Below are 13,736 nucleotides of genomic sequence, written 5' to 3'. Positions count from 1 at the left end.
CAAAAAAGCGCCAAAACCTAATGACTAGGTTTTGGCGCTTTTCGTAAGATCCTTTTTCTCCAAAATGGAGACGGCGGGAGTCGAACCCGCGTCCAGAAACTCCGCTACTTGAGCGTCTACGCGTGTAGCTTACTTATTAGGGTTTCATGCGTCAATCTGCCAATAAGCGGGCGTCCTGGGCACTAACTTGCGAATCTCTTGCAAGCAGCTCAAGTGGCACTGCCTGCCGTATCCCACTAAAGTTGAGCTTTACCTAGCCACATGGGCGATGGATAGATAAAGCAGATCCGAGCTTACGCTGCGAATGCTAGGTTTTGGTTTGTTTTGCCAGTTGTTATAAACGCGTTTTTACGGAGCCGACCCTCCGACGCGCAACCCAAGCCCAGATCATCCCTGTCGAATCCGTAACGTCCCCTCATATTAAAGGAACACGGAAAGGCGATCAGCCTTAAGTGCTATACCATTAGTATAAGACAAGATTGGTCAGACTTCAAGCTTAACGGCTGCGTTCTTTCATTGCACGGTCAATTTCCCGTTTCGCGTCTTTCTTTTTCAGGTCCTGGCGCTTATCGTAGTTCTTCTTCCCTTTACCGACGCCAAGCAGCACTTTCGCGTAGCCGTCTTTCAAGTACATTTTCAGCGGAATGATTGCCGCTCCCTGCACTTTCGACACGCCAATCAATTCGTTGATTTGTTTTTTATGCAAAAGCAATTTCCGAACCCGTGTCGGATCGTGGTTGAAGATATTCCCCTGCTCGTAAGGTGCGATGTGCATATTCGAAATCCATGCTTCGCCGTTCCGGATCCGCACAAATGCATCCACCAGCTGGACCTTCCCGTTGCGGGCAGATTTGATCTCTGTCCCTTGCAGGACAATGCCAGCTTCGATCGTTTCTTCAATCGCGTAATCGAAGCCGGCTTTTTTGTTCTGGGCTATGACTTTCCCTTCACCCTTTGCCATATTGCTTCACCTCATAATTGATAGAAAAGAGCGGTTGGAGAGCCGCCCCCTCATTATTTCTTTTTGCCTCCGCGTTTCGCGGCGCCTTCGTAAAACTTCTTCTTCTGGCTTTTCGGTTTGCGCCCTGGAGCTTCTCCCGGTTTGCTTCCCGGTTTTCCGCCGCCTGGCTTGCCGCTGCCGCCTCGGCCTTTGCCTTTCGCGTCTCCGTCCCGTTTGCCGGCACGGATCACTTTCGGTGCATCTCTGCTTGTGCGGCGCTTGCTTTGCGGCATGCCGACAATTTCGAAATCAATCGAAGATTCTTCCGGTTTTACCCCGATCACTTTGATCTGGATTTCATCGCCGATGCGGAATTGGCGGTTTGTCCGTTCGCCGATCATCATCATCTGGCGGTCGTCGAAACGGTAGAAATCATCTGTCATATTCGACACGTGGACCAAGCCTTCAATCGTATTCGGCAACTCGATGAACAAGCCAAAATTCGTGACCGATGAAATGATGCCTTCGAATTCTTCGCCGATTTTATCAGCCATGTACTGGGATTTCTTCAAAGCATCCGTATCGCGTTCGGCATCGACTGCACGGCGTTCGCGCGCTGATGTATGCTCCGCGATGTCGTCCATATTCGCTTCCCAATGCATGATCGTCGCTTTCGACAAGTCTTTATTAATCAAATACGTACGGATCAAGCGGTGGATAATCAAATCCGGGTAACGGCGGATCGGTGAAGTGAAATGCGTATAGTATTCACTTGCAAGACCGAAATGCCCTACGCTGTCCGATGAATATTTCGCCTGCTGCATCGAGCGCAGCATCATCGTCGAAACAACCGCTTCTTCAGGTGAATCTTTTATCGAATTGATGATTTCCTGCAGCGCACTCGGTTCAACTTGCGTTCCGCTGCCTTTGACAACGATCCCGAAATTCGTGATGAATTCAAAGAAACGCTGAAGTTTTTCCGGTTTTGGATCTTCGTGGATCCGGTACAACGATGGCACTTCCATGTGATGGAAATGTTCAGCGACTGTTTCGTTGGCAGCCAGCATGAACTCTTCGATCAAACGCTCAGAAACCGTCCGTTCGCGGACAACAACATCAATCGGATAGCCTTCTTCGTCAACAATGACTTTCGCTTCCTTGAAATCGAAATCGATTGCCCCGCGGCGCATGCGGCGTCCGCGAAGAATTTCGGCCAAGTCCTTCATCAATTCGAACATCGGCACCAAGTCAGTGTATTTTTCTTTCAACTCTTTATTGTCGAGTTCCAGAATTTCATAAACATCCGTATAAGTCATACGCGCTGATGTGTTGATGACACTTTGGAAAATGTCATGCGACAACACTTCGCCCATGTCGTTGAAGATCATTTCACACGATAGCGTCAAACGGTCGACTTGCGGATTCAGCGAGCAAATGCCGTTCGACAAACGGTGTGGAATCATCGGAATAACCCGGTCTGTCAGGTAAATACTCGTTGCGCGGTCGTAAGCTTCGCGGTCAATCGGCGAACCTTCCGTGACGTAATGGCTGACATCCGCAATATGGACACCTAATTTATACGTGCCGTCTTCCAATTTCACCACTTGAACCGCATCATCCAAATCTTTCGCGTCGGCGCCATCGATTGTCACGATTTGCTCCCCGCGCAAGTCGCGGCGATTGTTCAAATCAGCTGGATCGATTTCTTCCGGTACATCATTCGCCTGGTCCAGCACGTCTTGCGGAAATTCCGTTTCGATGCCGTGCTTGTGGATAATCGACAAAATGTCAACGCCCGGATCGTTCTTATGGCCAAGGATCTGTGACACCATGCCCGTAGCGGACTTGCGCCCTTCCGGCCAGCCCGTGATTTCAACGACCACTTTATGGCCGTCCACTGCGCCAAGCGTATCATCTTTGGCAATAAATACATCCATATTCATCTTTTTATCATCCGGCACAACAAAGCCGAAACCGCGGTTATCTTGGAACGTACCGACCACTTTCGTCGTGCCGCGTTCCAAAATGCGGATAATCGCGCCTTCACGGCGATCGCCAGATGATCCTTCAGATACACGGATCATGACTTTATCGCCATTCACTGCCCCATTCACTTCTGTCGGCGGAATAAACACATCGTCCAAGCCCGCCTCTTCCGGAGCCACAAAGCCGAAGCCTTTGGCATGCCCGATAAATTTACCGCGCATCAAATTCATGCGTTCAGGGACGCCATAGCGGTCAGCGCGCGAACGCACCAGCAGCCCTTTTTCTTCAAGTTTCACCAATGTTTTCACAAGTTCCTTGAACTCATCCGCATCTTCGAAACCGAATTGTTCTTCAATTTCTTTTACAGTTAACGGATTATACGCATCTTCGCGCATAAAGGTCAATAAACGTTGTTCAAGCGACATTTCATTATTAGCCATTCCCAATTCCTCCTATTCGAAATTCTCACACGCTCCAATCGAGCGATTCAAGAAATTCTAAAATATCTTCGTGCAATTGTTCTTTCTCTTTATCAAGTGTAATGACGTGCCCCGATTCTTCGTACCACTTGATCTGTTTATCGATCGACTCTGCCTGATCGTAAATGACATTGGCCGAATCGGTATCGATGACATCATCCAACGTGCCTTGGACCACGAATAGCGGCGCATAAATATGATCCACCTGTCCACGCACTTCCTGGATCAGTTCCCGGAGATACTGCAAAGATTCCATCGGGCGCTCCTGGAACTTCTTCATTTCCTCTTCGATAAGCGCGTCGTCTTTTCCTTCATATTTCTTGTATTCACGCGCATATTTCAACACGCCCTCGTACATCAATTCAGTCGTTTTCATGTACATCGGAGCGCACATCGTCACAAGTCCCTTTATGGGGAATGTATACCCTAACTTCAGCGCGAATACGCCCCCAAGCGACAATCCGGCAACCGCGATTTCTTCATAGCCTTCTTCTTTCAATTGTTCATAAGCCGACTCGACATCCTGCCACCAATCTTCCGGCCCCGTCGGAATCAGTTTCTCCGGCTCCACGCCATGCCCCGCATAATGCGGCGCAATCGACGTATAGCCGTTTTTCTCAAGAAAGCGCCCCAGCATCCGGACATCCGCTGAATTTCCTGTAAATCCATGCAACAACAAGACCGCTCTCGGGCCTGCTTTAAAGAAAAATGGTTTTGGCTGCGAAACTCGCATAAAAATCCTCCATTCATTTGTTCAGTAATCATTGAACATATCAAGTTTTGTCTTGTCTATCATCATGAATAATTTAAACTAAATAATTTTAAGCTTAATAAATCGCTTCGGTCGCTTTGGGCATGACTCTCGCAAGAAGACAGGAAGAACACCTGTCTTCTTGCTTCGCCTAGCCCCTTGACGCGCCTCAGCTAAGAGATATCTCTCGATATGGAGCAAAACAGCGGAGACGCCTGCGGGAAAGCGAGACAGCCGAGACCCCGCAAGGAGCGAAGCGACTGAGGAGGCTTGGCGCTCGCCCGCGGCAAGCGTAGCTGTTTTGCGGAATATCGGAATTCATATTACCTTGTGTTACCAATTTGCTTTATGAAATATCTGCAGCTACTTATTATTATATCGTTATAAAAAGAAAACGCCTAACCAGTGAAATGGTCAGGCGATTAATCGTCTACATTAAGCTTTAGTTACGGCAATAGCCAAAATAAAGAATAAGGCAGCAAGTACAATCGTTACCCGATGAAGGACCAAGTCTACTCCACGAGCTTTTTGCTTGCCGAAAAGTTGCTCTGCTCCACCGGAGATGGCTCCTGAAAGACCTGCACTTTTTCCTGATTGCAATAATACGACAACAATTAAAGCGAGCGATACGATAACCAATAAGGTTACTAACAACGTATGCATAAATTCCACCTCCTGAAAAGAACTTCCACAACAAGAACTAGTTTACCAAAAACTTATAAATATGACAATAGCAATAGAAGAACTAACGCTAAAGCCTTATTTTTTCAAGTTGTAGAAAGTTTTCAAGCCAAGGTATTGTGCAGAATCGTTGAGCTGGTCTTCGATGCGCAGCAATTGGTTATATTTCGCAACACGGTCAGTACGTGAAGGAGCACCCGTTTTAATTTGGCCGGCATTTGTAGCAACTGCGATATCCGCAATCGTTACATCTTCCGATTCGCCTGAACGGTGGCTGATGACAGCTGTGTAGCCTGCGCGCTTCGCCATTTCGATTGCATCAAATGTTTCTGTCAATGTACCGATTTGGTTAACTTTGATCAAGATCGAGTTTGAGATGCCTTCTTCGATTCCTTGAGCCAATTTTTTCGTATTCGTTACGAACAAATCATCGCCGACCAATTGAACTTTTCCGCCGATGCGCTCAGTCAATAGTTTGTGGCCAGCCCAGTCGTTTTCATCCAAGCCGTCTTCGATTGAAATGATTGGGTATTTTTCGCAAAGCTCTGCGTACCAGTCAACCATTTCAGCAGACGTTTTCACTGTGTTGTCGCCTGGCAGGTTATAAACGCCTTTTTCTTTATCGTACAATTCAGATGAAGCAACATCCATTGCCAGCAAAACATCTTCGCCTGGCTTGTAGCCCGCTTTTTCAATTGCTTCAATGATTGTTGATAAAGCTTCTTCGTTTGAACCAAGGTTCGGTGCAAAACCGCCTTCGTCGCCCACTGAAGTGTTATAGCCTTTTTCTTTCAATACGCTTTTCAGGTTATGGAAAATTTCTGCGCCCATGCGTACTGCGTGGCGGAAAGTTTCTGCTCCGACTGGCATAACCATGAATTCCTGGATATCAACATTGTTGTCAGCGTGCTCGCCGCCGTTCAAGATGTTCATCATCGGTACCGGCAATTGCTTCGCGTTCATGCCGCCCAAGTATTGGTACAACGGAATATCCAAGTAATCTGAAGCTGCGTGCGCAACTGCCATGGAAACACCAAGGATTGCATTCGCGCCTAAACGCCCTTTGTTTTCTGTGCCGTCAAGCTCGATCAATGCGTTGTCGATTGCAACTTGGTCAAGGACCGAAAAATTTTCTTCGATTTCAGCAGCGATTTCATTGTTTACGTGGTCTACAGCTTTTAGTACGCCTTTACCAAGGTAACGGCCTTTATCGCCATCGCGAAGTTCAACTGCTTCGTGCTCCCCAGTTGATGCGCCTGAAGGAACGATTGCACGTCCGAATGCGCCGCTTTCTGTGAATACTTCAACTTCAATTGTAGGGTTTCCTCGTGAATCTAGTACTTCTCGTGCAAGAATGTCAGTGATAATCGGCATTTAAAAACAGCTCCCTTAGTTTAGAATAATGGTTTTCCGGTCATTTCTGCCGGTTGGTCAACGTTCAATAATTTCAAGACAGTCGGTGCCAAATCGGCAAGAATACCGTCTTCTCTCAGCACGACGCCTGGTTTCGTAACGATTAATGGTACTTTATTCGTCGTATGCGCCGTCATCGGATTGCCTTCGAGCGTCAGCACTTCGTCAGCATTGCCGTGGTCCGCTGTGATAACGGCCGCGCCGCCTTTAGCGTGCAAGGCTTCGACGATTCTGCCGAGGCATTCGTCGACGACTTCAATCGCCCGGATTGTCGGCACCAGCATTCCGCTGTGGCCCACCATATCCGGATTTGCAAAGTTCAAGATGATGGCGTCAAATGCATCATCATTGATCTCCTTCAATAATTGGTCCGTCACTTCGTATGCGCTCATTTCCGGCTTCAGGTCATAAGTCGCCACTTTCGGTGAATCCACCAAAATGCGCTTTTCCCCCGGAAATACATCTTCACGGCCGCCGCTCATAAAGAACGTGACGTGCGGATATTTTTCGGTTTCGGCGATGCGCAATTGGCGCAAACCGCTTTCCGATAATACTTCCCCGATTGTATTTTCCAGATCCAGCGTATCGAATGCGACCCGGGTCGGCAATTCATCGCTGTAGCTGGTAAAGGTAACAAACGTTAAATTCTGTGGTTTATTCGGTCCTTGCGGGAAGCCCTTGAAATCTTCCTTCACAAATGCCGATGTCAGTTGAATGGCGCGGTCCGGACGGAAATTGAAGAACAGGACAGAATCGCCTGTTTTAATCGTTCCAACCGGCGCGCCGTTCTCAGTCACCGCGAACGGCAAGACGAATTCGTCATTGGCGCCTGTTTCATAGGACTTGGCAATCCCTTCGCTCGCGCTTTCCGCTGCTCCGCCGACACCGTCGACAAGCACACGGTAGGCGAGTTCAACCCGCTCCCAGCGATTGTCGCGGTCCATTGCGTAATAGCGGCCGCTGATTGAAGCGAATTTGCCGACGCCGATTTCAGCCATTTGGCGCTCGGTTTCTTCTACATATTTCAATGCAGTCTGAGGGCCGACATCGCGGCCGTCCAAGAATCCATGTACATAGACTTCAGTCAGTCCGTGCTGTTTCGCAAGTTTCAATAACGCGAAAAGGTGCTCGTAATGGCTATGGACGCCACCGTCAGACAGCAGCCCCATTAAATGAAGTGCAGTGCCGTTTTGTTTGGCATTCGCAACAGCTTCCAGAAATGCTGGATTTCCGAAGAAATCACCGTCTTTGATCGATTTATGGATGCGCGTCAAATTCTGGTATACAATCCGTCCGGCGCCGATATTCAGGTGCCCGACTTCGGAATTGCCCATTTGCCCTTCCGGCAAGCCTACCGCTTCACCGGATGCCGTCAGCAAGCTGTGCGGATATTCATTCCATAATTGATCGAAATTCGGTTTTTTCGCCTGAGCCACTGCGTTCCCGAAGTTCTCTGCCCGGAAGCCGAAACCATCCAAGATAATCAATGCTACTGGATATTCTGTATTACGCATGCAATCCCGCCTCTAGCAATTTCACATAAGACTCCGCTTCCAGGCTCGCTCCGCCGACTAATGCACCGTCAATGTGCTCCATGCCCATCAATTCCTCGATGTTCGCTGGTTTCACACTGCCGCCGTATTGGATGCGTACTTGCTGTGCTGTATTTTCATCGTAAAGCGATGCCACTTTTTTGCGGATAATGCCGCAGACTTCATTGGCATCTTCTGCAGTTGCCGTTTTGCCTGTGCCAATCGCCCAGATCGGTTCATATGCAATGACCGTCTGAGCTGCCTGTTCTGCTGACAGGCCTTTCAGCCCTTCAGCCACTTGCTGTTCGACGATGTCGCCTGTAGAACCGCTTTCGCGCTGCTCCAAGCTTTCACCGACGCACATGATCGGCGTGATGCCGTATTCAAACGCGGCATGCACTTTTTTGTTGACGGAAGCGTCCGTTTCGTTGAAATACTGGCGGCGCTCCGAATGCCCGATAATGGCGTATTGGATGCCAAGATCCGCTAATTGCGCAGGGCTGATTTCGCCGGTGAACGCTCCTTCTTTTTCTTCGTGCATCGTCTGCGCCCCGATGTGTAGCGGGCTGCCTTCTGTTGATGCTGCCAGCTGCTGCAAAAACAGCGCTGGCGCACAAATCACTGAATCGACTTTGTCCGCGTCCGGCGCGAGGCCTTTCACTTCTTCGACAAATTCTTTTGCTTCAGAAAAAGTTTTATACATTTTCCAGTTTCCTGCTATAATCGGCTTTCTCAACAAAACCACTCCTTCTATTTATCGGTTAATGCAGTAACGCCAGGCAGATCCTTGCCTTCCATAAACTCAAGGGAAGCACCGCCGCCCGTAGAGATATGGTCCATTTTGTCAGCTACGTTGAATTTCTCGACAGCCGCCGCAGAGTCTCCTCCGCCGATAATCGTATAAGCTTCTGTTTCCGCCATTGCTTGCGCGACGGATTTCGTGCCGTTTTCGAATGAACTCATTTCAAACACGCCCATAGGCCCGTTCCAGATGACCAGCTTCGAATTTTTGATGACATCCGCATAAGTTTTCGCGGTCTCAGGTCCGATATCGAGGCCCATCCAGTCGGAAGGAATTTCAGAAATCCCCACGACTTTTGTTTCGCCATCGTTTGAAAATTCTTTTGCTACGACGACATCAATCGGCATGTATAAGTTGACGCCTTTGTCCTTCGCTTTTTCAATGAATGATTTAGCAAGGTCGATTTTGTCTTCTTCAAGCAGCGAGTTCCCGACTTCATTGCCTTGCGCTTTGCTGAATGTATACGACAAGCCGCCGCCGATGATCAGGTTATCGACTTTATCCAAAAGATGGTCGATGACCCCGATTTTGTCTTTGACTTTCGCTCCACCGATGATCGCCGTAAACGGACGGTCCGGTTCAGACAAGGCTTTGCCAAGGACATCCAGTTCTTTTTCCAATAACAAGCCGGATACCGCTGTCAGGTGCTCGGCAATGCCGGCAGTCGATGCGTGCGCACGGTGCGCGGCGCCGAATGCATCATTGACGAAAACATCTGCCAGCGCTGCGAATGCTTTGGCGAGTTCAGGATCATTCTTTTCTTCGCCTGCGTGGAAACGGACGTTTTCAAGCAGGATGACATCGCCTTCAGCCATTGCCGAAATTTCCTGTTCCACTTTCTCCCCGATCGACTCATCGAGGCTCTTAACTTGTTTATGTAATAATTCGGTTAACCTGGCTCCTGCTGCTGCCAGTCTCATGTCTTCGTTGACTGCGCCTTTCGGGCGGCCTAAATGACTTGCCAAAATAACTTTTGCTCCGTTTTCGATCAAGTATTCAATCGTTGGAACAGCTGCGCGGATTCGTGTGTCGTCTGTCACTTTTCCTTCTGACATCGGAACATTGAAATCCACTCGGCAAAATACGCGTTTCCCTTTTAAGTCCACGTCTTTCATGGTCATTTTCTTCAACATGAAAATCCTCCCGTTCATATAAAAAAATAAGGGGCGGGGTAAATCCCCACCCCTTTTACCCTCTTTCATTATAGAGGTTCATCGGTAATTAAGCTATGATTTTGAGATTACAAGCCTGTTTTGTACATGTGAAGAGCCAAGTCGATGCAGCGTGCTGAGTAGCCAGACTCATTATCGTACCAAGCAAGGACTTTCACCATGTTGCCGCCAAGTTCCATCGTTGACAATGCATCAACAGTCGCTGAAGCTTTTACGCCGTTATAGTCTCTTGAGACAAGCGGAAGTTCGCTGTATTCCAAGAAGCCTTTCAATTCGTTTTCAGATGCTTCTTTAAGCGCTGCGTTTACTTCTTCAATCGTTGTTGAAGTTTCAAGTTCAGCGACCAAGTCGATCAATGAAACGTTTGGTGTAGGAACGCGGATTGCCATTCCGTCCAATTTGCCGACCAATTCCGGCAATACTTTTGTTACCGCTACTGCTGCGCCTGTAGTTGTCGGAATCATGGATTCTGCAGCTGCACGTGCACGGCGGTAATCTTTATGCGGTGAGTCAAGCAAGATCTGGTCATTCGTGTATGAGTGGATCGTAGTCATCATCGCACGTTTGATGCCGAATTTGTCGTTCAATACTTTGGACATTCCAGCTAAGCCGTTTGTTGTACAAGATGCATTTGAAACGACTTTGTCTTCTGCTGGATCGTAGCTTTCATGGTTAACGCCCATAACAAGAGTTTTCATGTTTTTGCCCGGTGCAGAAACGATGACTTTTTTCGCGCCAGCTTCGATGTGTTTTTCAGCCGCTTCAGCGTCAGTGAAGAATCCAGTCGATTCAACAACGATGTCGATGTTCAATTCGCCCCATGGAAGGTTCGAAGGATCTTTTTCAGAGAAGACTTTGATTTTCTTGCCGTTGACGATCAAGTATTCGCCTTCAGAAGAAATTTCAGCGTCCATCGTTCCGTGGACTGAATCGTATTTCAACAAGTGTGCAAGCATTTTCGCGTCAGTCAAATCGTTTACTGCTACTACTTCCACTTCTTCATGAATCAATGCTTGGCGGAAAACAATGCGTCCGATGCGTCCGAATCCGTTAATTGCTAATTTTAAAGTCATTTATAATTCCTCCAGTTTTTGTGTAAGTTCAATTATTTGCCGGGCCGCCCCTTCATCAGTGACGAGCACCGTCCCTTTGGCTGCAATTTTGCAATACGATAGAATTGCCTGTGCTTTCGAATGCCCCCCGGCTACTGCCAGGATGAATGCGGCATTTTTGACTTGCTCCAATTGGATTCCCGCTGTACGGATGCGATAAACCACTTCTCCTTGAGCGTTGAAGTAGTACCCGAATGCTTCGCTTACTGCGCCGCCGGATCGGATATGTTCCACTTCTTCGCTGGAAGATTTTCGCTGCAATGCAATTTCCTCGGCATTGCCGATTCCATGCACCACGATATCCGTCCGGTCGTAATGGTCCATCATGTCTTTAATGACCGGTTCGCGCAGCATCATCTCGAACGCTTCCGCGCTAAGGTGATCCGGCAGGTACAGCGTTTTGACCGAGCCGCCGGTTTTGGCGGCAAATGCCGATGCAATGGTGTTCGCTTGGTGGAGGACATCTTCGCCCAAGCCGCCGCGTGCAGCGACAAATTGAAGCGCGTTGTCTTTCCTGTCAGTGGATAACTCTTTCGAGATGGCTGCCATCGTGCTGCCGCCGGTCACCGCAACAATTTTATGCTGGGCGAACCGTGATTCAAGAAGCCGGGCAGCTTCTTTGCCGATATCGCCTTTGACGGCCGGCATGTCGTCGCTGTCTTGCGGGACAATGTGCACCCGCGCGATTCCCAAAATGGATTTCAATTGCTGCTCCATGTGCGAAAGTCCGGAAACTTCGCGCATGAATTCTTTCAAGGCCTCCAGAACAGCTGCACCTTGATCGGTAACAACCATTCCAGCGGTTTTTGCTTTTATCAGCTGTTGGCTGCGCAACAAATCAGTTTCGTTGCGGATATCGCGTTCTTTCATGCCGGCAAGTTCGCTGAGTGCGCGCCTGCCAATGGGCTGTTCTCTCTGGATAGCCTGTAAAATCTGATAGCGTTTTTTCAGGAGGTCGGTCATTTCCGGCACGAGCTTGTTCTGCGCTTCCGTTAATGGATCCATTCAGTCACTCCTTTTCGCATGGGACAATTTACGTCCCAACACTTTTATTCTGTCCCACTCATTTCATTCTAGCTGAGCTTTCGAATAAATGCAAATAAAAAGAAGCGTTAAAGTTCTAACGCTTCCAATAATTCAATATAGCCGATATTGCCGTAGATGATCGTTTCACTATTGCGCTCGATCACGGGAATCATCAGCATGTATTTTTCATGCAAAGCGTCATCGCTTTCGATGTCCACTTCCGTCCAGTCGATATCGAAATCCTCCTGGACCAGTTTCAGCATGAGCTTTGCTTCATCGCATAACGGACAATTTGTCCGTGTGAATAATGTAATCATGTTCACCCTTCTTTCGTTACCATCCTCGGCCAGCTCCACTGCTCTCGGAAGAAGCAGGATCTAAATAACTGCCCTGGCATCTTCGTCTTCTATATAAAGAAGCCGCCTGTGTTTCTAGCGATTCACTACTCCAATTATATTCGGCAGCCGCTTCCGGGTAAAGTGCCGGGTAGATGCCAGCTTGGCTTGGATGTCCTCTATTCAGTTATAGCAGCAAAAGAAAAAAACAGCGCACCTTCTCCACTTTGCTGGAAAAGATGCGCTGCTTATGTATGCCCTCGGAGAGAATCGAACTCCCATCTTAAGAACCGGAATCTTACGTGTGATCCATTACACTACGAGGGCAGGTCACTATTGGCGACTTTTCTATTATATACAGAGATACAAAACATTTCAAGCTTGTTTTTTCAATTCGTTAGATTTGACCTTCATTGACCAAGATGTGTATGATATTATTACAGCTGAAGAAGATTTCAGTATAGTTAGCCAATACCTTATTATGAGGAGGAAATTATCCATGAATTTAATTCCAACAGTAATTGAACAAACGAGCCGCGGCGAACGTGCCTATGATATTTACTCACGTTTGCTGAAAGACCGCGTTATCATGCTGGGCAGCGGAATTGACGATAATGTTGCCAACTCTATCGTTGCACAGTTGCTGTTCCTTGAAGCTGAAGATCCAGATAAAGATATTTCGATCTACATCAACAGCCCTGGCGGCAGCATTACAGCCGGTATGGCGATTTATGACACAATGCAGTTCATCCGTCCGGATGTCCAAACCATCTGCATCGGCATGGCCGCTTCAATGGGAGCTTTCCTATTGGCAGCCGGCACGAAAGGCAAACGCTATGCGTTGCCGAATGCTGAAGTCATGATTCACCAACCACTTGGCGGTGCGCAAGGCCAAGCGACGGAAATCGAGATTGCCGCAAAACGCATCTTGTTCCTTCGTGAGAAATTGAACACGATCTTGTCAGAACGCACTGGCCAATCTTTGGATGTCATTTCCAAAGATACAGACCGCGATAACTTCATGACTGCAGAGCGTGCGCTTGAGTATGGTTTGATCGACCAAATCATCACTCGCAGCAAATTGCCTCAGCACACTAAAGAAGATATCTAAAACAGAAATCCCGCAGCTTTTCGAAGCTGCGGGATTTTTTTGTGTATCAGAGCAAGAGTTTCAAGTGCCGATATTCCGCAAAACAGCTGCGAAGGTATTGACCCAAGAATTGGGGCAATACCTTTGCGACGAAGCACGAAGTGCTGCAGGAGCACATCTCTTATGCCGCCGGCGAGCGCGATGCAGGAGCAGTAAGGCGCCTCCGCTGTTTTGCTTCATATCTGGAGATTAGCAAGAAAGACAGAAAGTGTATCTTTTATATTTTTAATAAAGAACAGTTTTGCTATTTAGAATCACATTTGAATGAAGCGCAAGGCGGCGACTCCAGCGGAACAGCGCGAGCTGAAGACCCTACTATGTAAAATAGATAGATGACAACATAAAGAACCATTGTTT

General features: G+C 48.1%; 12 protein-coding genes, 1 tRNA gene and 1 other RNA gene. 1 reads left to right on the top strand and 13 read right to left on the bottom strand.

Annotation, left to right across the window (positions count from 1 at the left end):
- Positions 1 to 62: 62 nt before the first annotated feature.
- The 13 genes from ssrA to QMA09_RS10760 form a co-directional block, all read right to left on the bottom strand.
- Positions 63 to 415: a transfer-messenger RNA gene (gene ssrA / locus QMA09_RS10820) on the bottom strand.
- Between the two features lie 81 nt (positions 416 to 496).
- The gene (gene smpB, locus QMA09_RS10815; protein ID WP_135501110.1) at positions 497 to 961 is read right to left on the bottom strand and encodes an SsrA-binding protein SmpB; all 465 of its coding nucleotides are present in this window, start codon (positions 959 to 961) and stop codon (positions 497 to 499) included.
- 53 nt (positions 962 to 1,014) lie between these two features.
- Entirely contained in the window at positions 1,015 to 3,366 is a 2,352-nt protein-coding gene (gene rnr / locus QMA09_RS10810) for a ribonuclease R (RefSeq protein WP_290213142.1), read from the bottom strand.
- A gap of 25 nt (positions 3,367 to 3,391) precedes the next feature.
- Positions 3,392 to 4,138, bottom strand: a complete 747-nt coding sequence (locus QMA09_RS10805) for an alpha/beta hydrolase (RefSeq protein ID WP_135501106.1) — start codon at positions 4,136 to 4,138, stop codon at positions 3,392 to 3,394.
- Positions 4,139 to 4,591: 453 nt separating this feature from the next.
- On the bottom strand, positions 4,592 to 4,819 hold the full coding sequence (gene secG, locus QMA09_RS10800; RefSeq protein WP_135501104.1) for a preprotein translocase subunit SecG: 228 nt from the start codon (positions 4,817 to 4,819) through the stop codon (positions 4,592 to 4,594).
- Between the two features lie 96 nt (positions 4,820 to 4,915).
- Positions 4,916 to 6,211 carry a phosphopyruvate hydratase gene (gene eno, locus QMA09_RS10795; RefSeq protein ID WP_290213141.1) on the bottom strand — a complete coding sequence of 432 codons (1,296 nt, stop codon included), beginning with the start codon at positions 6,209 to 6,211 and terminating at the stop codon, positions 4,916 to 4,918.
- Between the two features lie 20 nt (positions 6,212 to 6,231).
- Entirely contained in the window at positions 6,232 to 7,764 is a 1,533-nt protein-coding gene (gene gpmI, locus QMA09_RS10790; RefSeq protein ID WP_135501100.1) for a 2,3-bisphosphoglycerate-independent phosphoglycerate mutase, read from the bottom strand.
- Positions 7,757 to 8,518, bottom strand: a complete 762-nt coding sequence (gene tpiA, locus QMA09_RS10785) for a triose-phosphate isomerase (protein WP_290213140.1) — start codon at positions 8,516 to 8,518, stop codon at positions 7,757 to 7,759. Before tpiA ends, gpmI begins: the two co-directional genes overlap by 8 nt.
- 14 nt (positions 8,519 to 8,532) lie before the next feature.
- Positions 8,533 to 9,714: a phosphoglycerate kinase gene (locus tag QMA09_RS10780; protein ID WP_290213187.1), complete on the bottom strand. Its 1,182-nt coding sequence runs from the start codon at positions 9,712 to 9,714 to the stop codon at positions 8,533 to 8,535.
- A 110-nt stretch (positions 9,715 to 9,824) separates the two neighbouring features.
- Entirely contained in the window at positions 9,825 to 10,829 is a 1,005-nt protein-coding gene (gap, locus tag QMA09_RS10775) for a type I glyceraldehyde-3-phosphate dehydrogenase (RefSeq protein WP_135501094.1), read from the bottom strand.
- Complete coding sequence (locus QMA09_RS10770) at positions 10,830 to 11,873, bottom strand: sugar-binding transcriptional regulator (RefSeq protein WP_135501092.1); 1,044 nt, start codon at positions 11,871 to 11,873, stop codon at positions 10,830 to 10,832.
- Between the two features lie 107 nt (positions 11,874 to 11,980).
- Positions 11,981 to 12,211: a glutaredoxin family protein gene (locus QMA09_RS10765; RefSeq protein ID WP_290213139.1), complete on the bottom strand. Its 231-nt coding sequence runs from the start codon at positions 12,209 to 12,211 to the stop codon at positions 11,981 to 11,983.
- 273 nt (positions 12,212 to 12,484) lie between these two features.
- A tRNA-Arg gene (locus QMA09_RS10760) sits at positions 12,485 to 12,556 on the bottom strand.
- 172 nt (positions 12,557 to 12,728) lie between these two features.
- Here QMA09_RS10760 and clpP point away from each other — a divergent pair.
- Positions 12,729 to 13,340 carry an ATP-dependent Clp endopeptidase proteolytic subunit ClpP gene (gene clpP / locus QMA09_RS10755; protein ID WP_135501084.1) on the top strand — a complete coding sequence of 204 codons (612 nt, stop codon included), beginning with the start codon at positions 12,729 to 12,731 and terminating at the stop codon, positions 13,338 to 13,340.
- The last annotated feature ends 396 nt before the right edge of the window (positions 13,341 to 13,736 follow it).

It is taken from the genome of Planococcus sp. APC 3906 (genome assembly GCF_030407685.1).
GTDB lineage: Bacteria > Bacillota > Bacilli > Bacillales_A > Planococcaceae > Planococcus > Planococcus koreensis.
The sequence above is the reverse complement of the archived record's forward strand: the minus strand, read 5'-3'. Positions and strand labels throughout refer to the sequence as shown.